Source organism: Lewinella sp. LCG006, from assembly GCF_040784935.1.
Classification (GTDB): domain Bacteria; phylum Bacteroidota; class Bacteroidia; order Chitinophagales; family Saprospiraceae; genus Lewinella.
The window spans coordinates 5,849,164-5,871,993 of the sequence record NZ_CP160680.1 but is presented as its reverse complement, the minus strand read 5'-3'; the positions used below and the strand labels follow the sequence as shown (position 1 = coordinate 5,871,993).

Below are 22,830 nucleotides of genomic sequence, written 5' to 3'. Positions count from 1 at the left end.
AAAGCAAATACCAACACCCTCACCACCCACCCCAAAACCCCAAAAAGACACTATCTTGTCTCGCGTGACGAATACCTTCGCAAAAAGTTGGCAAAAAATGGTGCGGATTGTAGCGGGTGGAGACACCATCACCGCTACCAATAATCACCCCTTTTACCTACCTCAACTAGGCAAATACCTCCGTGCCGATAGCCTCCGGCAAAACATGAAGCTCCTGGCACTCACCGGGGCATTACTGACGGTACATGCCGTAGAGGCGTTTGACACCACCCTGCAGGTTTACAATTTCGAAGTAGCCGAGTACCACAATTATTTTGTGGGGGAAGAAGGGGTGTTGGTGCATAATGATTGTGCGTTGGTTAAAGCTGGACTTGTTTCTAATCCAGATATCCATGGATCGCTAACATTTGATATACTAGCAGATGCGTTTCCTGAGCTAGGAAGTTTCGAATTGAATATAATTAAGGCTGAACTCCGGAATTTATTAGAAACCGCTTCAAATAAAGATGAGCTCAATGCTTTTTTCAGGGCTGATGATCTTGTTGGGAGCATTCCAGCTGCCGATATTCGAACAAGAAGAGGGATAAGGGTTGGGGCGTGGGAGGTGCTGAGTGAGTATTCTCCAATACAGATTGATGATCTAACTCGGAGTGATGGTATTTTTACCCCTGAAGAGTTTTCTGACATTTTATATTATGGGACAACGCAAGAAGCTGAAGATGTTCTTTCATTTGTCGATGATATATCGACATTCAAAAAGTACAAGACTAATCCTGAGGGGAACAGCATATTAAGGAACTTAATTGTTGATACTGAGGTAGATTTAAGTAGGCAAATAATTGAAGTAGTAAATAAGGTTGATGGCTATAAGGGATTAGCAGCGAATCAATTGTTGAGCGATTTTGAAAATTTCACGACTCACTTAGGTCAACATACGACTTTAAGAGAGTGGCTTTACACCTCTCCTAATTTATATGACGATTGGTATTTTCCTCATCGAGATATGTTCGAATTATCCGATCTCGGCGAACAAGCAATTTATTGTAGACAAAATAATCTTGGGGCGAACTACTTTCATCAGAGGGACTAAGTTCAGAGTGGATGAATAAGAACACCTGGAGAAAACAATGGAATGTGGTTAATCAAAATGACCGAAAAGGAATAAAATTTATGCAATCTCAGGTTCAAGAAAAACTTAGAATGCTTTTTGTAAAGAAGGAAAGCATTGAAGTTGAAATTCAGAAGTGGCAGGTAGCTTTCGATGAGATAAAGAAGATTGAAAGTGAGCTTTCATTACTTCAAGAAAGAATAATATCACTAAGTGAAGATAAAGGAAAAGAAAGTCTACGAAATCAAATCCAGGTGCTGCTTCACAAGCAAAAAGACATCTATTGGGATGCTCAGTCATATGAGGAGAGGTTAGAAACAAGGAAGTTAAATTTTGTAACTTTTAAGAAGCAACCTAATTATAGCGATGATCGGTATAGTTTTGAATTAGCATTAAATCATTACACAGCGTATTTACTGGACATCGTCAGTCGAAATAAAAGGATTTGGTGGACAGGATTGTCTTTTAGCAGAAGGGAGAGGTACTTAGGCATATTATATAAAGAGTCATTTGGCGTTTTAGAAAAAAGAAATGCAGTTAATCTTCTACCTGAGGCTACAATAACATCTATTCTTCATGACTTGAGTAAAGCAGCTTTCCGTAATAAATTTAGTGACGAAGAACGATCTAATTTCACCGATTTTAGGGACTTATTTAGACAAATCCATGTTCTAAAAAGAGATGAAGTATACTTCTTTTAATAAAAAGGAATACCTACACCAATCCCTACAACTTAGTACTAGCAATAAAGGCATCGAGCAGGATAAAGACGAGTTCTTTATCCTGCTCGCTCATTTTGGAGACATCCACTCTACAACATACTCACCTTAGAAGCCTTAATAAAGTGATCGACAAATCATGAGGAGGCTATTTTTTTTCTTTGGTGGTTGAGAGGTATGAAACAGCGCAGCCAGCTCTTTTTGAGAGAGTTCTTTTTACTCTTTTCCTAACCTCAAACCCAACCCATCTACCCCTCCCTCAAAAAAAATCCAAAAAAAAATGTCACGTTTTCCCTTTTTCAAACTTATACAGAGGACCATAACTTTTTAAACAGCGATAATTCGGAGCCTTCTACGGAGCCAAAGTCTGTTTAGCATTACAAACTTTAGTAGCCCAAGGACTCGGCCTATGGCATAGGCAATTGGCTAGAACCCAGTTTAAATAATCGAACGCAAGGAATCATTTTATTCATAAAACCCTTATATTTATGGAACTGCAATTTCATCAAGCTAAAGCAAAAGTCATGGGTATCGATCAGATCAAGGAGCGTTTACATCTTCGTATTGAGCAGGCGGATGAGAAGCTGCTTACTGTGCTAGATGAACTAGCAGAAAGCCTGTTTAAGAATTATCAGCCAGATGCTTTAGAGCAAGCTCGTCAAGAAAGAATCGCTACTTATGAGGCGAATCTCAAGCCAATGACTAAGGAGGAACTTATTGCTAGAGCGTTGGCTTCACAGGCCGATATTGAAGCAGGTAGAATCCACGATTTAGAAGAAGTGAAAGCTAGTTTAGGTCTATGAAACTACGCTTCACAACCAATGCAAACCGACGGTTGATTCAAATACAAGACTATCACAACGACTTAGGAAATCCTAAGAAAGGTCACCGTATTACCAACGAGATATTAGAAAGGGCTAAAGAACTAGAGACTTTCCCAGAGTTAGGCCCCGAAGAAGAGCATCTACGCGAGTTAAAAAAAGGACATCGTTCACTATTAGTAGGAACACTATACAAGATTATTTATCTGATCTCACTGCCGTTCATCATTATTACTGATATTTTTGATACTCGTCAAGATACGGATAAAATGAAACCGTAATCGACTCCGCCGTTCTCCCGCCGCTTTAGAATTGCGGGCAGCTCTGCACTCCACAGTTGCTGCCAGTCCGAATCATACGCCAAAACCCAAAAAGACACTATCTTGTCTCGCGTGACGAATACCTTCGCAAAAAGTTGGCAAAAAATGGTACGGATTGTAGCGGGTGGAGACACCATCACCGCTACCAATAAGCACCCTATCTATACCGATCCTAAAGTGGTTTGGGCGAAGCCCAAAAGCACTTTGATCGGTATATCCCGACTGAAGTTTTTGGGCAAAGCCCAAAACACTTTGTTGTAGGGATATCTACCTCAGCTAGGCAAATACCTGCGTGCCGATAGCCTTCGGCAAAACATGAAGCTCCTGGCACTCACCGGGGCATTACTGACAGTACATGCCGTAGAGGCATTTGATACCACCCTGCAGGTTTATAATTTCGAAGTAGAAGAGTACCACAATTATTTTGTGGGGGAAGAAGGGGTGTTGGTGCATAATGATTGTGCGTTTGTAAAAATGGGGCTGCGCAATCTACCCCAGCAGTTACCTGATGATCCAATATTTGACATTTTTACCAATGTTTTTGGCACTACCCCTGAAGCCACAGTAAAGCGTATCAGTTTCCTACAGGATTATGGTAACCTAAGTGGCCAAGCCAAGATTGATTTTGAGAACTTCTTCCGAGCACAGGATTTGATAACGGCTAATCCCAATATTTCTTTAGCTGATCTTTTGGTAGCTAGGGGGGATCGGGTTAGAGCGTGGGAGGTGGTGAGAGATACCGAATTCGCGTTAGATGTGCCAGCACTGACGAAGATAGCAGAGCAGATAGCAAATGGTGTACCTCCATCTGTAATCAAGCAAGACGCAATTGATGTTCTGGCTACGGGAAATGCTGCTTTAAGGGCACAATGGGTTGAAACCCTTGGAAATCCTGATTTTATCGTTTTGAGAAGAGGCACAGATTTTAGTAATGAAAGAGAAATATTAGATGAATCAGGATATATTCTTAGTGATGCAGCTAGAGTAAGATATAATGAGACCTTTTATCAACCAGGCGGTCCAAACATGGAAGATGTGATACAGTATTCTGATAATATCCATCAGCAATGGCTAGGTATTTTTAATGGAGATATAGATGCTTACGCGCAAGCCCACGCTCAAGCTCATCTAAATGGACAATCACTTGAAGAAATATATGGTCTCAAAAGGACGCTCATATCAACGACTTCTGATGGAACAGAAATTGATAATTTCTACACTGCTGGTGTGGGGAATAAATATATTGGTGTTTTCGAGAGGAGTAGGGTAATAGAACAAACATTACCTTCATCATCAGAATCAGAGTTTCTTGTCGTTAATGGTACAAGCTTGCTTCATAAAATAATAGAGTGATTTTGATGAGTAAAGGCATAGGAAATTATTGGACGAATATTGTAGATGGACAAGAACTTACCTTTTGTTCAGTTGAAGAATGGGGCAGAGTAGTGAATAAAGGTCGATTCCAAAAAATACCAATTTCTGATTTTATGATCAAGCAGCTAACCTCACTTCTAGTACCACTTGTTAGAAAATACGAGAACATAGAATTGGGAATCCTTGCAGATACTTTTGAGGACCGTCATCTGTTTAAGTGCTATACATTGGTTGCTATTGGTGATGATTTACAAAGAATAGATATTGTTGGGCATAAGTGCTCAAATTGTGATTGGCAAGGATTAATAGGAACACCTTTATCATCAGATATATATTTTGGTATTTCAAAAGAGAATACGGCGCATGAATTGATGAGAAGGTCTAGAAAGTATCCAAATGTTACTTGCCCAAGATGTGGCACTAATATTAATCGATTTGCTATTTGGATAGGAGATTTTCCCTCGGTGTAAGTAAGTTGGGTTGACAATTATCACTACACCAACCCCTGCAACTTAGTCCTAGCGATAAAAGCATCGAGGAGGGTAAAGACGTGTTCTTTATCCTGCTGTTGTGTATTTCGAGTCAATGTGTGCCACTCATTCCTGTAGCCCCCCTGCAGACAAGCTTGGTATTTGATAGTGTTAAGATAAGTGATTTAAACGTTTTTTGAGACTTTCCCCTTTAAGTCCTATACTTTGAATCCCACCGAATCACTTTCATCGAAGATATCCAAATAGGCGACACCGTCATCGCCTATGACGAAACCCAAAAAGATACTATCTTGTCTCGCGTGACGAATACCTTCGCAAAAAGTTGGCAAAAAATGGTGCGTATTGTAGCGAGTGGAGACACCATCACCGCTACCAATAATCACCCCTTTTATCTACCACAGCTAGGCAAATACCTGCGTGCCGATAGCCTCCGGCAAAACATGAAGCTCCTGGCACTCACCGGAGCATTACTGACGGTACACGCCGTAGAGGCATTTGATACCACCCTGCAGGTTTATAATTTCGAAGTAGAAGAGTACCACAATTATTTTGTGGGGGAAGAAGGGGTGTTGGTGCATAATGATTGCATACTCTTCGAGGCTGGGCTGCGCAGTGCCGATGGTGCCACCGACGATGTCTTCGACCTCGTGCAGGATGCACTAGCCGAGCTGGGCGAAGTGCAAATCGAATTGGGCAGAATGGAACTCCGCTCCCTGCTACGGGAAGCCCCCAACCGACAGGAACTCAAAGCTTTCTTCCGAGGCGATGACCTGCCCGCTAATATGTCGGTGGCAGATAGGCGGGTGGTGCAGGTGAGGCGGGTTAGAGCGTGGGAGACGTTGTATCATCCGACAGATATTCCAGAGGCAATTAGGACTAATGTTGATAATTTGGAGTTTGTCGCGGACTATTTGAGTAGGTTCCCTAATGAAGCAGGGGCAATTAAAAACGGTTTAGCTAATGCGACCAATAAGCAAAACTGGCTTGAATTATTTGAGTTAGAGGATATAGTAAAGGTCGATAATCTAATAAAGGGAGATCAAGTTATTTTTACTTTGTTAGAGGAAATTCCTTGGTCTAAAGAATATGTAGTTGACTTAGTGGACGATCTGAGCTTGATAAGATTAGAGATGGGTGATGTGTTTGGGCGTTGGGATGAAATTCAAGCTAAAGTCGTTACAGTTAACCCCCATTCTGATTTTCCTGATTTTTTTGCTATCGCATCGAATGAGACCGTAATTTTTACTAATGGTAGTAGGGCAAATATCTTAAACCTAAATATTGCCAATCTAGCTCGATTTGATTCATATGATGGTTATTTAAATCACATTAGAACTTTAGGCGAAAATAATGAAATTGTAGCACATAATATTCGCGATGTTTTACATCACGAGCTAGCTCATGCTTTAACAACTCCGAATAGTGCCTCCTATGAATTTGAGGATTTATATGAGACATATAGTGCCTTATTGCAACCCCTGAGTGATAATGCTCTGACAAATGCGGATGAGGCTTTGGCAGAAATATTTACTGCTTACCAAAGAGGTGAACCAGTAGATGAAGATTTGTTGGAATTTTTCAATGATTACAGTATTCCAGATTTTCCTGACCTTGAGTAGACTATTTTGACATGATCAACCTAACACAATGTATTAAATGTGTTCATAGAGAGCATGGGAAACTGTGCTTGGCTTATCCGAAAGGAATACCATTTAAGGTTTTCACTGGAGAAATACCACATAATCAAATATTTGAGGATCAAGTTGATGATTATGTTTATACTCCAAAGGAAAAATACTTAAGACATGATTTAGAGGCTAAAACGGTATATTATTTATCCTCAGACTCTATAAAAAACTTAGAAGATGATATAGCCCAATTATTTTTAGATAATCTTTCTTCCTGGGAAATTACCATGAATGGATGGGATAGTGTACGACTTGATTTTGAATTATTAAATAACCATTCTGTAAGAATTAATGAGTTCCTTGTCTTTTTAAAAGGAGAAATGCTCACAGCCGATAAAATTGCTAATCCTCTACTATGGGAAAAGCTTGTAGCTTTGCTGAGAATACAGAAATCTCGTTTGGGATCAAGGAGGCTTAAAGTTACGTTATGGCCAGATCGATCAACTGAATTTGAATACACTTCGCTGTCGGTAGGTTAGCGACTGTGCCAACGCGCTAGCTATCAAGTTAAGGTCATAGCGGAGCAGGTTGCATACTGACGCTATTGGTCAGCATCGCAGACCTGTGGAAAGAATATCGAGCAGGACAGAGACGTATTCTTTATCCTTCTCGATCATTTTGGAGACTTCGGTAATGCAGTTCACTCACAACATACTCACCTTAGAGGCCTTTATTAAATGATCGACGGTCATGAGTAGGCTGTTTTTTTCTTTGGTGGTTGAGAGGTATGGAACAGCACAGTCAACTCTTCTTGAGAGAGTTCTTTTTACTCTTTTCCTAACCTCAAATCCAACCCATCTACCCCTTCCTCAAAAAAAAACCCAAAAAAATGTCACGTTTTCCCTTTTTCAAACTTATACATAGGACAATAATATTTTAAAAGTGGCAATTCGGAACCTTCTCTACAGCCAACGTCAGTTTAGCAATACAGACTTTAGTAGCCCATGGGCTCGGCCTATGCCACAGGCAATTGGCTAAAATCCAGTTTAAATAATCGAACGCAAGGAATCATTTTATTCATAAAACCCTTATATTTATGGAACTACAATTTCATCAAGCTAAAGCAAAAGTCATGGGTATCGATCAGATTAAGGAGCGTTTACATCTTCGTATTGAGCAGGCCGATGAGCAGGTGTTGCAGGTCTTGGCTGAAATGGCGGAAAGCTTGTTTAAGACTTATCAGCCCCAAATGTTAGAGCAAACGAAAGCTGACTTAAGTACGGATTATACCGAACATCTTCGCCCACTAACCCGTGAGGAAATGACCACAGAGATCGAAACTTCAATGGCTGATTATGAGCGAGGTGACTATATCACACAAGAAGAATCCAGCAAAGAAGCGGCCTCATGGTAGGCAAAATCTTCCGAGTTGTCTTTACTCGGTACGCACAACGTCGCCGTCAACAAATCTTTGATTTTGAAGAAAACCTAAACGGTAAACATTATGCGCGTAAGGTATAGCGAGCTATCGACGAGGAGTCGCAAAAACTGAAAAAACTCCCCGAATCACATCCAACCTATTTGGATCACGATAGCGATCACGAGATAAAATACACGAAGGCACTGGACTATAAAATCCTGTTCCGAGTACACAAAAAAATCGGCGAGGTCATCATCTTGACCATCCGCAATGATGCCGAAAATCCTGAAAAAATCCAAAACGAAGTCTAACCCGCGAATGCCATGATCTACCGTATCGCAAAATCGATCATTTACATTACAGACATCTTTGATACCCGGCAAGACCCGGATGAGATGCGCCCATGACCCCTCACACCAACACATCCAAAATCACCAAGCCTCCAAACACCAGGCTCGCCAGACCATTGGTCGTAAAAAAGGCGATGTTTACTTTGGAGAGGTCCTCGGGCTTGACCAGGGTGTGCTGGTAGCCCAGAAGCAGCAAAAAAATTGCCGCCGCCAACCAATGAAGCCAACTAAAAGCATGATAAATGCCGCCTTGCAGGTAAACGGCAGCAAGCAGCAGCAGGCCACATACCAGGTGCAAGCCATTGGACAGACGTAAGGCCCCTACCCTTCCCAATGCCACAGGAATGGATTGGAGGCCAAGGCCTTCGTCAAAGTCTCGATCCTGAAGGGCATAGATGATGTCAAAACCTGCTACCCACAAGAGCACAACGGCACCATACAGCACACTCACCTGGCTGAAATGCCCCGTTACCGCTAAGAAAGCCCCCACGGGGGCAAGGGCCAAGCCTAAGCCTAACACAAAATGGCACCAGGAAGTAAAACGCTTCGTATAGCTATACCCCAATACCACCAAAAGTGCTACGGGTGCCAATGCAAAACAAAGTGGGTTGATAAACCAGGTGGTAAGCCAAAACAGCAGGCTGTTGCCAATGACAAAATACAAGGCAGAACGGGCACTAATCACGCCGGCAGGGATCTCCCTCACCTGGGTCCGAGGATTTTGTCGGTCGATATCCCGATCTAGATAACGATTAAATGCCATCGCCGCAGAACGGGCAAAAACCATACACAAAACCACCAATAAAAGCAGATGGCCATTAAAAACGCCCGTTTCTAAAGTCCCCAGAGTAAAACCTATCAGCGCAAAGGGTAGTGCAAAAATAGTATGGCTGAACTTTACCAGCGAAAGGTAATTTTTAAACTGTTGTCCGAATCCGATAACCGACATAAAGAAAGGTTGACTTGAAGTGAAATTCACCCCATAATAACAAAAAATGAGCCATCCTGTTAACAGAATGGCTCATCGACTTATTTAAAAGTCTAAAAATTATTGGGTAATAGCAGGAGCATCACCACCTTCCGCAGGAATTACTTCACCAGTCAGGTAAATGAAAGACTGTGGAGGATTGGTGTTAGCCGTGATGGTTACCTTCTGGTTACGCTTACCTTTCTTGTTCTTAGAGTTGAACTCAACGGTAATGTCAGCGCTGGCACCAGGTGCGATAGGCTCACGTGGCCATTTTGGCACGGTACAACCACAGCTACCTTTAGCGTCGCTCAATACCAGCGTTTCGCTACCAGTGTTGGTGAACTTATAGGTGTGAGAAACCATCTCGCCTTCGTTTACTGTACCGAAGTCAAAAGTAGTTTCGTTAAAAGTCATGCTGGTAGTAGGGCCAGCAGGAACAGCAGGTGTTGCAGGCTGCTGAACGTTGGGGTTCTGCGCCTGGTTAGCTGGCTGAACAGTTTGAGCATCAATGTTTTCGCGAGCTGCTTCACGAACATCGCTGTTGCCACTCTGGCAACTAACTGCGAAAGCAGCGATTACTGCTACACATACAAGGGTCTGAATATACTTCAGCATCTTTCCAATTGATTTAGTGTGAAAAATGGTTTTAAATTATTTTACTGCGACAAAATTAAGCAATCCAAGCCAAGACGTTGTTAAGTGCTCGGCAAAAATTGTTAACCGGTTGTTAAGGGGGTGTATTACTTTTTGGCAAAGGCCAGAAAACCTTCTACGGAACGTGCATTTAAGCAATGTTCTGCCGTCAGTCCTCCTTTGCGGGCCGCTAAGGTACCAAAATAAATATCGTGGATGCCTTCTCTGCTATGGGCATCGGGGTTGATGGAAATCAACACTCCTTTCTCCAAAGCATAGGGTATCCAGGTCCAATCGAGGTCTAAACGGTAAGGACTGGCATTAAGTTCAATGGCGACCTTGTTGGCAGCACAAGCGTCAATGATTTTCTTGTGGTCGATGGGGTAACCTGGTCGCGAAAGCAAAAGGCGGCCCGTGGGGTGCCCTAAAATGGTGGTGTAGGGATTTTCAATAGCGGTAAGTAGTCGCTGGGTGGCTTTTTCTTCCTCCATTCTTAGGTTGGAGTGAACACTGGCAATGATAAAATCAAACTGCTGGAGCAAATCTTCTTCATAATCCAGGGAACCATCCGCGAGGATGTCGCTCTCAATTCCTTTGAGTATGCGAAAATCGGTCAGCTGCGCATTCAGTGCATCAATTTCTTTGAACTGTTGCAGTACACGCTCCGGTTTCAATCCATTGGCGTAGAAAGCCGCCTTACTATGATCGGTAATCCCAATGTAAGCATAGCCTTGCTCCTGGGCATAAGCTACCATTTCCGGCAAGGTATTGATCCCGTCGCTATAAGTTGTATGGCTGTGAATGACACCTCTGACGTCCGTTGCTTTTATCAGCACAGGCAGCTTGTCCTCCTGCGCCAGCACCAGCCCCCACTCCTGCTCTCGCAATTCGGGAGGTAATACCGGGAGTTTTACTTTGCCAAACACCTCTTCTTCCTCAGCGACACCTTTGAAATCTACGCCTGGAAAAGCCTTAAGGAACGATTGCATAAAATCAGCACCTGCCGTGTAGCGAAACTGCTTTGATCCCCACTCTTCTTTAGCACAGCAATAGATGCTTACGGGAATTTCGTCCTCCGTCAGTGCTTTGATGGTATTTCCCTCTGTAGTGATTTCAGGCCACTCCAGGCGCTTAGCGACCTCTTCGGAGCTTACACCTCCCAAAAGGAGCTCTATGCGCTCCAGCGTTGGACAAGCCCGGCGTAATGCCCCTGTCCATTCTACTCTTGCATCAGGGAAGTATTGCTGCAAGCGTTCAAGCATATCTTTGGCGTGCTCCTCCAAACGGGCATAAAGAAACTTACCCTGGCTAAGCTTAAAATAAGCCAACTTCTTCTTGAGGTCTTCCTGGGTTTTTAAACCAAAGCCCTTGATTTCAATGAGTCGGTTTTCATTGACGGCATAGAGGAGTTCTCCCACACTTTCCACGCCCATTTCCTGCCATACGGTGCGCACCTTTTTGGGGCCAAAGCCCGAAATGCCCAGTAAATCCCTCACTCCTACGGGCGTCATCTCTCGGTACTTTTCCAGTGCCTCCATCTCTCCACTGCTTACCAATTCTCGAATCTTTCCCGAAATGGCTTTGCCAATGCCTTTGATCGCTGCCAATTCTGTTTCTTCCAATTCCGCCACCGGCTGATCCAGCTTGCGCAAGGTCATGTAAGCATTTTGGTAAGAACGGATTTTGAATGGGTTTTCGTTGTGCAGCTCCATCAAGCGGGCCAGTTCACGAAAAGCAGTGCCGATTTCTTTATTGGTCATTTCGGATCAGTTTATTGGAAGGAAAAGCATCAATCTGGTGACACGATCCTGTACGGGCAAAAAAAAAGCAGTTCCAGATTTCTCCAGAACTGCTAGGTTTGAGCGGATGACAAGATTCGAACCTGCGACCTCAACCTTGGCAAGGTTGCGCTCTACCAACTGAGCTACATCCGCGTCTGCTGGCTGCTCAGCCATGTGCTTTATTTCTAAAGCGATGCAAATATAAGACAGTTCATTCCTCTTTTGCAAGCTTTATTCAGAAAAAAAATCATCTTTTTTATGCACTCTCCTTGAACAAGCTGATAATCAAAGCAGTAAAAGAAAATATTTTTTTCAAGAAATTTTATTTCTGCTTTACTTCTTCTTCTGACTGCCGTTTGGCACTAAAATAAGTCTCCACCTGAGAACGAATCGCAAGGTCATTACCTGATTGGTAATAGGTATTTGAAAGCGATTCATCCAGGACACGGGCCTTTACGTTATCGTTCAGCTGCAGCTGCAAACTTTCCATGATCTCCACCTTGATGTTCTCATCATAGATAGGAAAAGCAGTCTCCACTCGATAGCTAAGGTTTCTCGTCATCCAGTCGGCCGAAGAGAGATACATCTGATCCTCACCACCATGATGAAAGACAAACACCCGAGCGTGCTCCAGGTAACGATCTACGATACTGATAGCGTGGATGTTCTCGCTCCATCCTTTTTTTCCCGGCACCAAGCAACAAATCCCTCGTATTATCATCTTGATTTTCACACCAGCCTGCGAAGCCTGGTAGAGCTTCTTGATCATCCGTGGGTCCTGCAGGCTGTTCATCTTCAAGATCATCCAGGCTTCTTTGCCGGCCTTGGCCTGCTGTATTTCAAAGTCTATCTTCTTTTCCAGATTTTCGCGAAGGTTGAACTGCCCTACCAGCAGGTGCTCGAAAGGTGTCTCGGGCATTTTGACGGTCTCCAGGTAAGAAAATACCCGAGCGACTTCGTTGACGATGCGTTCATCTGCTGTAAACAGGCCGAAATCGGCGTATACCTTAGCGGTATCTTCATGAAAATTTCCAGTGGCTAAATAGGCATAGAGTTTGGCGTCCTTGCCTTCCAGACGCCGCACCAGGGCCAGCTTCGAGTGTACTTTTACGCCCGGAAAGCTGTAATGAACCGTCACCCCCGCCTTTTCGAGCTTTTCGCCCCAACGCAGATTGGCTTCTTCGTCGAACCGGGCTTTTACTTCAATGAATACAGAAACCTGCTTTCCGGCACCTATGGCCTTGAGCAAAGCTTGCATGATACGCGACTTTTTAGCTACCCGGTATTGCACAATTTTGATGTGGGTTACATCAGGGTCCGACGCGGCTTCTTCGAAAAAGCGAACGGTAGCATCATAACTTTGGTAGGGCACATGGATCAAATGATCCCGCTTGCTCACTGCTCCGAAAAAATCTTTGGTTTTCTCAAGTGGCAGATAAGCCAAGGGCGGAAGTTCTGGATTCTTCAAATGGGAAAGACCAAAGTCAGGGAATTGAAAAAAGTCGAAATTATTGTGGTAACGCCCCTCCTTGAGGGTATCAAAGCGTTCCAGATTAAATACTTCCTTGAGGAATTCGAGGAACTCTACCGGCATTTCGCCATCATATACAAAACGTGAAGCAGGACCTACGTGACGCTTTGCCAAACTGGTCTTGATCTTCGACAGTAAATCTCCCGAAAATTCATCGTCTATATAAAGTTCTGCATCACGGGTCAGCTTTAGCGAAAAGGTATCTAGAATTTCGTACCCCGGAAACATCCAGCTGACCGAATGCCGCACAATATCATCGAGGATGATCATGTGGTATTCTCCCGCTGGGCTGGGCAGCATGATAAAGCGAGGCAAGTGATCCGACGGGATTTTTACCAGCGCATACTCGCTCGGGCTATCTGGCTCATTTTTTGGCTGCAGCAGGATAGAAAGATACAACTGTGCATTGTTCAGAAAAGGCCGAATTTTATCCTTTACCAGCAGTACTGGCTGCACGAAGGGAAGCATGTGGTCGCGGAAGAAGTCCTCTACAAAAAGTTGTTGTTCTTCGTCAAGGTCCAACCTTCTCTTAATAATGATCTTGTGCTTACGCAACTCAGGAATGATCTGGGTAGCAAAGATGCTGGCAAACTCTTCCTGTTGTTCATCAACGATTTTCTGGATGGTACGGACCGTCTGCTTGGGGCTAATGTGCAACTGTCGCTTGGCTTTCCTGCCAATTCGAATTAAATTCCGGTGATTGGCCATCCTTACCCGAAAAAACTCATCCAGATTGGAGCTGTAGATGGCCAGAAATTTTATACGTTCAAACAGCGGTACCGAAGGGTCTTTGGCTTCCTGAAGAACACGGTAATTGAAAGACAACCAGCTGATATCTCTGGCAATGAAAGGAATATTACTGTCAAAAATATCCATACGTTTAGAAGAGTAAGATTTGATCGCCCTGCTGTGGCCCAGCAGCGATTGGAACAGGTCCCCGAGTTGTGATAGAAGTGGTTTCATGAAGATGCTGAACTAAGTAGTGGGCCAATTCAGGAGCCAAAATATTATCGGGTTCATGAGGAAAAAAATAAACCGTCTGCAAGCCCAGTTCACGCCAGGCAACCAATTGCTGGCACCAAGCCTGGATGCGCTCATAATCGCTTGGATGCAGACCATTTCCGACAAATCTAATCATTGTCTGTCGATTGGTCAAATGCTGGTGCAAAACATCCCGCCTTCCGGCTACATCCGTGATCACCGCGGAGCAATCGTGCTGCGCCAAAACACTCGCCCATTCGCTTATTCCGTCCTCACTGTCAAACCAGCTTTCGTGGCGAAACTCGACCGCCAAAGGGAAGTCTTTTGGCCAAACCGACAAAAATTGTGCTAATTGTGGCAATCGATCCAGGCTATAATAGGGTGGCAACTGCATGAAACAACAGCCTAACTTTTCTCCAAAATGGTCCAGTGCTTCCCAGAAAAAAGGAAGCTGATCGCCCCCCAAACCCAGGTTTTTACTATGGCTGATGGTTTGTGGCAGTTTCGGGCAAAACCGAAAATCGGAGGGCACCTGCACGCACCATTTGGCTACTAACTTTGAATCAGGAATACGGTAGTGGGTTGTGTTGAGTTCTATGGTATTGAACTGTTTGGCATATTCCGTAAGGAAATCCTTGGTTTTGGTTCCCTTCGGATACCAACGCCCTACCCATTCCGGCATACTCCATCCGGTGCAACCTACATAAACCGCCAACGGATGCTCATTTGGCGGAAAGGAAGCCAAGCGTGCCGCATTCGCTAATGGGTCAGCGGAAAGCGAAAAATCTACCGATTCAATATTTTCAAGCTTGCCAAATTTCATTCTCGGAGGGTTCCTAAGCCATAAAATAAAGGGATGCGTAGACGATGGTATCGCCTCTTTAAGTAGAGGGTAGAAGGTAGAGGGACTTGCACAACGCTAGTAGAAACGGTTTACAAATTTTTCAACTTCGGCTTTTATTATCGAAGTTGGGAATTGATTTATAATCGGTTACTATCCCTCTACTCTCTACGCTGAGGGCGCGAAGCAGTCCGAGTATGCTCTACGGACTTTTGCCGACGCCGAAGACCTATAACAAAGTATAACTAATTCATTAACGCCACTGCAGCTTCCGCCGTTTGTACGGGCAGCTTACACATTTTATTCCGGCAAACGTAGATAAAGGTCTCGTCCTCAACGGCTTTATTCTTTAGTAACGCAAGGCTTCCTTCATTGGGTCCACCAAGGAAAATAGCGTTGGGCAAATAAGCAGCTTCCAGCTCCCGACTGAGCGGTTTCCAGCCTTTCCCTACGATGGCTACCTCATAGGGTGGATAAACCATTTTTAGCATCAGCTGACCCCAATTTGCGTAAAAGCTCGGCGACTGCATAGCTTCAGGACTCGCCAGTACGGCGGCTAGCATCTTTTGACTCCGCTCGCTAAAATCTTCGCGATCCAGGTACAAGCCCAACTGCCACAGTACTTTAGCAAACGACGAATTGGAGCCCGCTATCACATTGTCTTTGATTTCCGTACGGCGGGTAATCAGAGGAGGATCAAGATCAGAAGTATAAAACAACAAGTCACTTTCGGGATTTCCGAAATGTTCCAAAGCGTACGTTGCCAGTTGTTCTCCTTTGCGCAACCAGCTTTCATCAAAAGTCAACTCGTAAAGACGCAGATAGGCCTGAATGATCAGGGCATAATCATCCAAAAAAGCATTGATCGAAGATTTTCCATCCTTATAATTACGCCATAATCCACCATCCTTTCTCCGCATATTCGCCTCCACAAAGTTCGCAGCCGTCAGCGCTTTTTCCAGGTAACTCTCGTTTTGCAGTGCCGCTGCCGCATCGGCATATCCTTTGATCATCAAGCCATTCCAGGCGGTCAATACCTTGTCATCGAGGCCAGGCCTTACCCGCTGCGCGCGAGCCTTTAGCAAGGTTGCTTTGGCAGTTTTTAGTTGCGTCACTTCATCCGCAGACAAAGGTGCAGCGGCAGGGTCATAATGGAGGATATTCATCACTTTCTCCCAATTACCGTCTTCCTTAAAGCGGTAATGCTTCTTTACCAATGCCGCTGCCGCTGGTGAGAGCAGGCTATCAATTTCTTGCGTTGTCCAGACGTAAAACTTACCTTCTTCGCCTTCGCTATCGGCATCAAGGCTGGAGTAGAACACCCCTTTTTTGTCGGTTAGTTCTCGTTCAATAAAAGTAAGCGTCTCTTCTACCACTTCTCGGTAACGCGGGGTTCCCGTCGCGGAAAAAGCATTGGAAAAAAGACTCACCAATTGAGCATTATCGTAAAGCATTTTTTCGAAGTGCGGCACCAGCCACTGGTCATCGGTAGAATACCGGGCAAACCCACCTCCCAGTTGGTCGTTGATGCCTCCGGCAGCCAACTGATCAAGGGTAGTCTGCCATACGGCACGAGCTTCTTCATTGCCCGTATAATGGGCGTACTCCTGCAGCCAGGCAAAAATATCCGGCATCGGGAACTTGGGTGCACCTTTACGACCACCCCGCTTAGCGTCAAGCCCTAATAGCATGGATTGAGCAAAGTTATCCGCATTTTCAGGTTTCAGCTCTGGCATTTGACCAACTGGCGCAAGTGCACTAACGGCGTTAATCGTTTTGGTGAGATTAGCAGCGTAATCTTCCATTTTATCACCATTCTTTTCTTTCTCTTTTACAAAGTATTCTAAAACCTCTAGCCATTGCTTTCGTGGAAAATAAGTGCCGGCCCAAATCGGACGACCATCCGGCAACGCAATCGCATTCAACGGCCACCCACAACCTTTATCATTGGCCAACTGACAGGCCGCCATGTAGACATCATCCACATCCGGGCGCTCCTCTCGGTCAACCTTTATGGAAATAAAATGCTCGTTCATGATACGAGCCACCGTGGTATCTTCAAAACTCTCGTGCTCCATAACGTGGCACCAATGACACGCGGCGTACCCTACACTGATAATTATTAACTTATCTTCTTCCTTGGCTTTTGCCAAAGCTGCTTCTCCCCAAGGATTCCAATTGACGGGATTGTGGGCATGCTGAAGCAGGTACGGGCTACTCTCATTGATGAGTGCATTGGTGTACAAATGCCCTCCCCCATCTTGAGAAGTAGAGGAACAGCTAACTAATATTAGCAGGCTCAGCACAGCCGCCCATTGGTAGATAATCCCTCTTTTTTTGTGCTGTATTTGATTCATCATTAGAAATTATAATTGCTTATTTTTTTTGAATCCCTTCTTACTGCCCTTCAATAAACAAGCGATGCAATGCATGTTGTTCATAATATTTGCGATAATCACCACCCGCGATTAATGATAAATTTTTGGTAGCTCCCTGGTAAACATAGGTCCATACCAGCCCGTAATCAGGATGCTCGAGTACGTCTCGGCGATAAAGTGGTTCTTGCTCATTGAGGCCTTCGTATATATCAAGGAAGGCAAAAGCGGCAACAGGATCGTAGAGTTGGAAAATCTCGCCAGCAACCCTGCCTGAAGATGTGGTCGCCAAAACAAAGCCTGGATACGACCCCAAATCGTAAAGTGCTCCAGGGAAACTAGCCTCCCCTAACAGCTGAGCGTGTTGCAAGAGCCATTTACTAGCAGCAGAAGGCACCGCACTGAGTAAGGTACCGTAAACGAAAATACGATCTGACAAGACTAATTGTTTATATTCAAAAATCCCAAAGCAGGAACTTTGGGATTTTTGAATTCGACTAAAAACGACTTAAGCCCAGACTTTCGAAAAAGCCCTGGCGTCTAGTCTAGGATATTCCGAGGAAAAATACCGTCCCCTTCAGGCGATAACTGGTCATACCCTCCGGCACTTCTTCCTCTACAGAAATTTTCTGCCGGATCAATCGGTAAATACCGTAGTAGGTATTCCCGTCCATTTCTAGAACGCCTTGCTTGCCACCAACTGAATCGTTGACGCAAAATACCAACAAGTACCCCGTCTTACCAAACCTGGGTCTAACGGTAAACGCCCCCGCCTGGATCGCATCTACCATTCCAAGAGAACGGATAGGATCCTGGTATTTAGCGTTCCCCGGGGGACGCTGAGGACTATGGGTGGAATCAAATGTTCCATCCGTAACAATAATTGAAACGCCGCTTTTCTCCATCTGGGAAAACTGGGCGCAAGCTAAGCCCGGAATTAACAAGGCCAAAATGATCATTAAATTTTTCATGTCGCGTATCCTTTAAGATGATGTGTACGGAATCGATTGCAAGATATAAAAAAAGAGCCGTCTGTGCTTTTATCCACAAACGACTCCTTATATTCTTCAATAGTAAATTAAGCTTCCTGGCGATTCATCACCTGCTCCTGACGATCAATCGACTCCTGGTGGACTGCCCGCAGAAAAGTATTTATAAAGTTTTCACTCAACCCTTCCGCACTGGCCTTCGCCATTACCTGGTCCAGAATTTCGTTCCAGCGCGAAGTTTGCAAGATGGCAATGTTGTTGCGTTTTTTGTATTCTCCAATTTTCTCAGAAACCTTCATCCGACTGCCCAACAGTTTGAGTAAATCGTCATCAATTTCGTCAATCTGCTGGCGCAGGTCATCAATATGGGCAAGGTACTCCATATTGTCACTGGTTTCCTGGCGCAAGACCAGGCTACTGACCAAGTCGCGGAAGGTATCCGGTGTGATCTGCTGTGCCGCGTCGCTCCAGGCTTCATCAGGACGAGGGTGAACTTCCGTCATGATCCCGTCGTAATTAAGATCCATGGCCTCTTGCGCCACTTCCTGTAATAAATCACGACGGCCACATATATGGCTGTTATCACAGATCATCATCAAATCTGGAAAATTACGCTTCAATTCAATGGCCAACTGCCATCTGGGTACGTTGCGGTATTTGGTTTGCCCATGGAAAGAGAACCCGCGGTGGATAACGCCAATCTTGGTAATGCCGGCCTTGTAGATCCGTTCAATGGCTCCCATCCATAGCGGTAGATCAGGATTGATAGGATTTTTGATCAATACGGGGATATCCATACCGTTCACCGCATCAGCGATTTCCTGCACGGAGAAAGGGTTTACAGTGGTACGTGCCCCCAACCAAAGTACATCAATGCCGTATTTCAGGGCTTCATATACGTGTTCCGCTTTTGCCACTTCCGTGGTAACTTTTAGGCCTGTTTCTTCCTTTACGTGTTTCAACCAGGAGAGTCCTTCCTTACCTACGCCTTCGAAAGAGCCTGGTCGGGTACGGGGTTTCCAAATACCTGCCCGAAAGAGGTCAATGTTCTGTTCGGCCAGTGCTTTGGCCGTAGCCATTACCTGTCCTTCCGTCTCGGCACTACAGGGGCCGGCGATAATAAAAGGGCGTTTAGATTTTGGCGCGATAGGTTCAAATTGCATATTCATGTCCATGTAATTTGACGGAAAGAAAAGATTCCGTTTTCTCCGTCTATTAAGAAATTATTTTACGAATTTGGTTGGCTTCTTCAATCCGCTCATAGAACTTTTCGTAATCCTTTTTGATGAGCAGACTACGGAAGCGTGCCAGCTGATTAATATGTTCATCCAATACATCCAGGACGTTGTCCCGGTTTTGCCGAAAAATGGGTATCCACATGTCGGGCGAGCTCTTGGCCAGCCGTACCGTGCTACTAAATCCGCCACTGGCTAGTTGGAAAATCTGGTTCTCATCCCTTTCCTTTTCCAAAACGGTCAATGCCAATGCAAAAGAGCTGATGTGCGAAATGTGCGAAACATAAGCCGTATGCAAATCGTGCTCCTTGCCGTTGAGGTAGACGATTCGCATAGGGATACTTGCGTAAAGTCGTTTCACTGTTTCGTGGGCATCCTCATCACTCTGCTCCACATCGCACAGAACGGTACATTTATGGTCAAAAAGGCAGGGGATGGCTGCTTCTGGCCCACTGTATTCCGTTCCAGCCATGGGGTGGGTAGCTACTAGTCGTCCACGCTTGGGGTGATTGGCTACCGCTTCGAGAATGTTGATTTTTGTCGAGCCCATATCCATCACTACTTGCCTATCCACCATGTCCAGCACCTGTGGCAACAAAGTGAGCATGGCGTCTACTGGCGTAGCTAACACCACTATATCCGCCTGTGCTACTGCTGCGGCAAGCTCCAGGTCCTCATCGATTAATCGACGACGGATTGCTTTATCCAGGTTCTCCTGACTTTGGTCGACCCCAATAATTCGGCTGGCAAAACCATTCTCTTTCAAGGTAATGGCAAGCGATCCACCAATCAGACCAATTCCTATTATTGTAATGACCACGCTGTTATGATTTAAAATGTGTTAGCCGTTCCATTGCTTCTTCCAACACCGCTACCGGGCTACACAAAGAGATGCGAACGTATTGCTCCCCTGCACTCCCGAAAATTCCGCCGGGCGTCAGGAAGATGTGCTTTTCTGCTAAAATAGCATCTGTGAGCTCGTACCCATCGGCATAATGTTCTGGTACCCGTGCCCATACAAACATGCCCACTTGCTCTCCTGCAATTTCACACCCCAGCATCTCCAACAGGGCGACGGCCTTCTCCTTACGTTGTCCGTAAATTTCATTCTGAGCGGCATACCATGACGCTGGCAATTCCAGTGCAGCAATAGCCGCCAGTTGTACAGGTTTAAACATACCAGAATCCATATTGCTCTTAAAGCGCAAGACAATCTGTAGGTATTCTTCCGCTCCTACCAATACACCTACGCGCCAGCCAGCCATGTTGTGTGCCTTACTCAGCGAGTTGAGCTCCAGGGCTACTTCTTTAGCACCAGGAATAGCCAACAAACTGGCTGGTGATTCATTGAGGATAAAGGCATAAGGATTGTCATTGACCAGCAGTATATCGTGTGCTTTCGCAAAAGCGATCAAGGCTTCAAAATGGTGCATTTGGGCAGAAGTCCCCGTTGGCATGTGAGGATAGTTGACCCACATGATCTTTACGCGCTCCAGCCCCCCTGCAGCAAGCGCCTCCAAATCGGGGAACCACCCTCCTTCCGCCGACAATTCATAGGAACGCACCACACCACCCGCCAACTCGGTCGCCGATCGGTAAGTTGGGTAACCAGGGTTGGGTACCAATACTTCATCGCCAGGATTAAGGAAAGCCATGCTGATGTGCATGATTCCCTCTTTGGAGCCAATCAGCGGCAGCACCTCGGTCGCCGCATTTAGTTCTACCGAAAAATGCTGCCCGTACCACTGAGCGAATGCTGCCCGTAACTCCGGGAGCCCCTGATACGATTGATAGCCGTGATTATCAGTATTCCCTCCGGCCTCCTGTAGGCGGCTGATAACGGTAGGATGTGGCGGTAAATCTGGGCTGCCTATCCCCAAGTTGATCACCTGGTGTCCGGCAGCTCGCATTTCAGCAATCTCCCGCAGCTTGCGCGAAAAGTAGTATTCTTCTACTTGCCCTAATCGTTGGGCAGGGGCTATGATGGTTGAAGCGATCATTTTGGTTGAATGGTTAGATTGTTGATGGTTGATGGTTGTTGGTTGATGGTTGATGGTTGTTGGTTTGTTGGACTTTGAGACCTCCTAATTACTTCCGACCTCCCACTTTGAAAATGTTTATTGGTTGTGGAGCCGCGACGCATCGCGGCTCTAAATGCTAATGCTACTGCTCATCTTTATCTCCTTGAGGATAAGCTCCCAGCACATGCAGCTCTCGGGTAATGGGTATAATGGCCTCAATGGCTTGTTCCCAACTCATATCTCCTTCTACTACAAAGTCGACAAAAAAGAGGTATTCCCAGGGTTTCCCGATGATCGGAGCTGATTGGATCTTGGTAAGATTTACATTGTAGGCCGACAAAACAGCTAGCACCTTGTACAAACTGCCAGCGGTATGATCTACGGTAAAACTTAGAGAAACCTTGTTAGCGGTAGCGTCTTTGATTGTCTCGACGTTTGCTCTTAAAACTAGAAAGCGGGTATGGTTTTGTTTGTTCGTTTCTATACCAGCAGCCAGGATATCAAGACTGTACAGCTCAGCAGCTAAACTCGAGGCAATTGCACCAACATTGCGCCAATTATTCTCTTTTACTTCCCGAGCACTGAGTGCCGTATCTACCGTCTCTACCAGTTGAATATGAGGGTATTGTTTGAAAAACTTACGACACTGAGCAATAGCCACTGGGTGAGAATGCACCTCCTCCAAATCTTCAATTTTTACGCCGGGGAGCGTAAGTAAATTTTGCTCAATCCGCAAGAAGACTTCTCCTACGATGGAGACTTCACTATTTAATAAAAGCCTGTAGTTACTCATTAAGCTGCCTGCCAGGGTATTCTCAATGGCCATCAACCCCACATCCATCGTTGCTCCTTCCAATAGCGCTTCGATCAAATCTTCAAAAGTGTGAGCAGCGACGATTTCCAGCTCGCGATCTGGAAAAAACTGGCGCGAAGCAATTTCGTGGAAAGCGCCGCTGTAGCCTTGGATTCCTACGCGTAATTTGTTGTCGATCACCGCCTCGGGGGCTAGCATTGATTGATCGTCTGAAGTTGTTGACATGTTCAAAATTGTTATTAAATAAAAAAAGTCCCGCAGTTACCGACGGGACTTTTTAACAGCATACCTGATACTATACCAAAGTTCCATCTACGGAGTACCGTAAAAAAAATAAAAGCTATAAAATGAATAGCTAAAATTGGTGGTGGTATAATTTGGCATGGCTATAAACTAAAAATGGTCCCGCTTTTGGCGGAACCATCATT

General features: G+C 45.0%; 23 protein-coding genes and 1 tRNA gene. 11 read left to right on the top strand and 13 right to left on the bottom strand.

Annotation, left to right across the window (positions count from 1 at the left end; translation table 11 throughout):
* The first annotated feature begins 64 nt into the window (after positions 1-64).
* From AB0L18_RS21220 to AB0L18_RS21170, 11 genes are all read left to right on the top strand, one after another.
* Positions 65-1,090, top strand: coding sequence for a polymorphic toxin-type HINT domain-containing protein (locus AB0L18_RS21220; protein ID WP_367389329.1), 1,026 nt, complete (start codon positions 65-67; stop codon positions 1,088-1,090).
* A gap of 11 nt (positions 1,091-1,101) precedes the next feature.
* Positions 1,102-1,809 (top strand): hypothetical protein, encoded by a 708-nt coding sequence (locus AB0L18_RS21215; RefSeq protein ID WP_367389328.1) that lies wholly within the window; start codon positions 1,102-1,104, stop codon positions 1,807-1,809.
* Between the two features lie 506 nt (positions 1,810-2,315).
* Positions 2,316-2,630: a hypothetical protein gene (locus AB0L18_RS21210; RefSeq protein WP_367389327.1), complete on the top strand. Its 315-nt coding sequence runs from the start codon at positions 2,316-2,318 to the stop codon at positions 2,628-2,630.
* Positions 2,627-2,929, top strand: coding sequence for a type II toxin-antitoxin system RelE/ParE family toxin (locus AB0L18_RS21205; RefSeq protein ID WP_367389326.1), 303 nt, complete (start codon positions 2,627-2,629; stop codon positions 2,927-2,929). Before AB0L18_RS21210 ends, AB0L18_RS21205 begins: the two co-directional genes overlap by 4 nt.
* Positions 2,930-3,073: 144 nt before the next feature.
* Positions 3,074-3,229, top strand: coding sequence for a hypothetical protein (locus tag AB0L18_RS21200; RefSeq protein WP_367389325.1), 156 nt, complete (start codon positions 3,074-3,076; stop codon positions 3,227-3,229).
* A gap of 27 nt (positions 3,230-3,256) precedes the next feature.
* Positions 3,257-4,321, top strand: coding sequence for a polymorphic toxin-type HINT domain-containing protein (locus tag AB0L18_RS21195; protein WP_367393172.1), 1,065 nt, complete (start codon positions 3,257-3,259; stop codon positions 4,319-4,321).
* Positions 4,322-4,326: 5 nt separating this feature from the next.
* Positions 4,327-4,812, top strand: coding sequence for a hypothetical protein (locus AB0L18_RS21190; RefSeq protein ID WP_367389324.1), 486 nt, complete (start codon positions 4,327-4,329; stop codon positions 4,810-4,812).
* Positions 4,813-5,051: 239 nt separating this feature from the next.
* Positions 5,052-6,452 (top strand): polymorphic toxin-type HINT domain-containing protein, encoded by a 1,401-nt coding sequence (locus tag AB0L18_RS21185; RefSeq protein ID WP_367393171.1) that lies wholly within the window; start codon positions 5,052-5,054, stop codon positions 6,450-6,452.
* Positions 6,453-6,463: 11 nt separating this feature from the next.
* A complete protein-coding gene (locus AB0L18_RS21180) occupies positions 6,464-7,000 on the top strand; it encodes a hypothetical protein (protein WP_367389323.1) in 537 nt (178 codons plus the stop codon).
* A gap of 557 nt (positions 7,001-7,557) precedes the next feature.
* Positions 7,558-7,875 carry a hypothetical protein gene (locus tag AB0L18_RS21175; protein ID WP_367389322.1) on the top strand — a complete coding sequence of 106 codons (318 nt, stop codon included), beginning with the start codon at positions 7,558-7,560 and terminating at the stop codon, positions 7,873-7,875.
* A 167-nt stretch (positions 7,876-8,042) separates the two neighbouring features.
* Positions 8,043-8,192 carry a hypothetical protein gene (locus AB0L18_RS21170; RefSeq protein ID WP_367389321.1) on the top strand — a complete coding sequence of 50 codons (150 nt, stop codon included), beginning with the start codon at positions 8,043-8,045 and terminating at the stop codon, positions 8,190-8,192.
* 100 nt (positions 8,193-8,292) lie between these two features.
* Here the strand turns inward: AB0L18_RS21170 and AB0L18_RS21165 are convergent, their stop codons facing one another.
* The 13 genes from AB0L18_RS21165 to AB0L18_RS21105 form a co-directional block, all read right to left on the bottom strand.
* On the bottom strand, positions 8,293-9,180 hold the full coding sequence (locus tag AB0L18_RS21165) for a UbiA-like polyprenyltransferase (RefSeq protein ID WP_367389320.1): 888 nt from the start codon (positions 9,178-9,180) through the stop codon (positions 8,293-8,295).
* Positions 9,181-9,279: 99 nt separating this feature from the next.
* Entirely contained in the window at positions 9,280-9,816 is a 537-nt protein-coding gene (locus tag AB0L18_RS21160; protein WP_367389319.1) for a DUF1573 domain-containing protein, read from the bottom strand.
* 125 nt (positions 9,817-9,941) lie between these two features.
* Positions 9,942-11,594 (bottom strand): PHP domain-containing protein, encoded by a 1,653-nt coding sequence (locus tag AB0L18_RS21155; RefSeq protein WP_367389318.1) that lies wholly within the window; start codon positions 11,592-11,594, stop codon positions 9,942-9,944.
* Between the two features lie 101 nt (positions 11,595-11,695).
* A tRNA-Gly gene (locus tag AB0L18_RS21150) sits at positions 11,696-11,768 on the bottom strand.
* Between the two features lie 169 nt (positions 11,769-11,937).
* Positions 11,938-14,022 carry a polyphosphate kinase 1 gene (ppk1, locus tag AB0L18_RS21145; protein ID WP_367389317.1) on the bottom strand — a complete coding sequence of 695 codons (2,085 nt, stop codon included), beginning with the start codon at positions 14,020-14,022 and terminating at the stop codon, positions 11,938-11,940.
* Positions 14,023-14,026: 4 nt separating this feature from the next.
* A complete protein-coding gene (locus AB0L18_RS21140; RefSeq protein ID WP_367389316.1) occupies positions 14,027-14,950 on the bottom strand; it encodes a DUF72 domain-containing protein in 924 nt (307 codons plus the stop codon).
* A 263-nt stretch (positions 14,951-15,213) separates the two neighbouring features.
* Positions 15,214-17,328: a thioredoxin domain-containing protein gene (locus AB0L18_RS21135; RefSeq protein WP_367389315.1), complete on the bottom strand. Its 2,115-nt coding sequence runs from the start codon at positions 17,326-17,328 to the stop codon at positions 15,214-15,216.
* Between the two features lie 37 nt (positions 17,329-17,365).
* The gene (locus AB0L18_RS21130) at positions 17,366-17,782 is read right to left on the bottom strand and encodes a gamma-glutamylcyclotransferase (RefSeq protein WP_367389314.1); all 417 of its coding nucleotides are present in this window, start codon (positions 17,780-17,782) and stop codon (positions 17,366-17,368) included.
* A 106-nt stretch (positions 17,783-17,888) separates the two neighbouring features.
* The gene (locus tag AB0L18_RS21125; RefSeq protein ID WP_367389313.1) at positions 17,889-18,314 is read right to left on the bottom strand and encodes a hypothetical protein; all 426 of its coding nucleotides are present in this window, start codon (positions 18,312-18,314) and stop codon (positions 17,889-17,891) included.
* Between the two features lie 107 nt (positions 18,315-18,421).
* Positions 18,422-19,501 carry a chorismate mutase gene (locus AB0L18_RS21120; protein WP_367389312.1) on the bottom strand — a complete coding sequence of 360 codons (1,080 nt, stop codon included), beginning with the start codon at positions 19,499-19,501 and terminating at the stop codon, positions 18,422-18,424.
* A gap of 46 nt (positions 19,502-19,547) precedes the next feature.
* Positions 19,548-20,387: a prephenate dehydrogenase gene (locus AB0L18_RS21115; RefSeq protein WP_367389311.1), complete on the bottom strand. Its 840-nt coding sequence runs from the start codon at positions 20,385-20,387 to the stop codon at positions 19,548-19,550.
* A gap of 4 nt (positions 20,388-20,391) precedes the next feature.
* Positions 20,392-21,567, bottom strand: coding sequence for a pyridoxal phosphate-dependent aminotransferase (locus AB0L18_RS21110; RefSeq protein ID WP_367389310.1), 1,176 nt, complete (start codon positions 21,565-21,567; stop codon positions 20,392-20,394).
* 163 nt (positions 21,568-21,730) lie between these two features.
* Entirely contained in the window at positions 21,731-22,627 is an 897-nt protein-coding gene (locus tag AB0L18_RS21105; RefSeq protein WP_367389309.1) for a prephenate dehydratase, read from the bottom strand.
* Positions 22,628-22,830 lie beyond the last annotated feature (203 nt).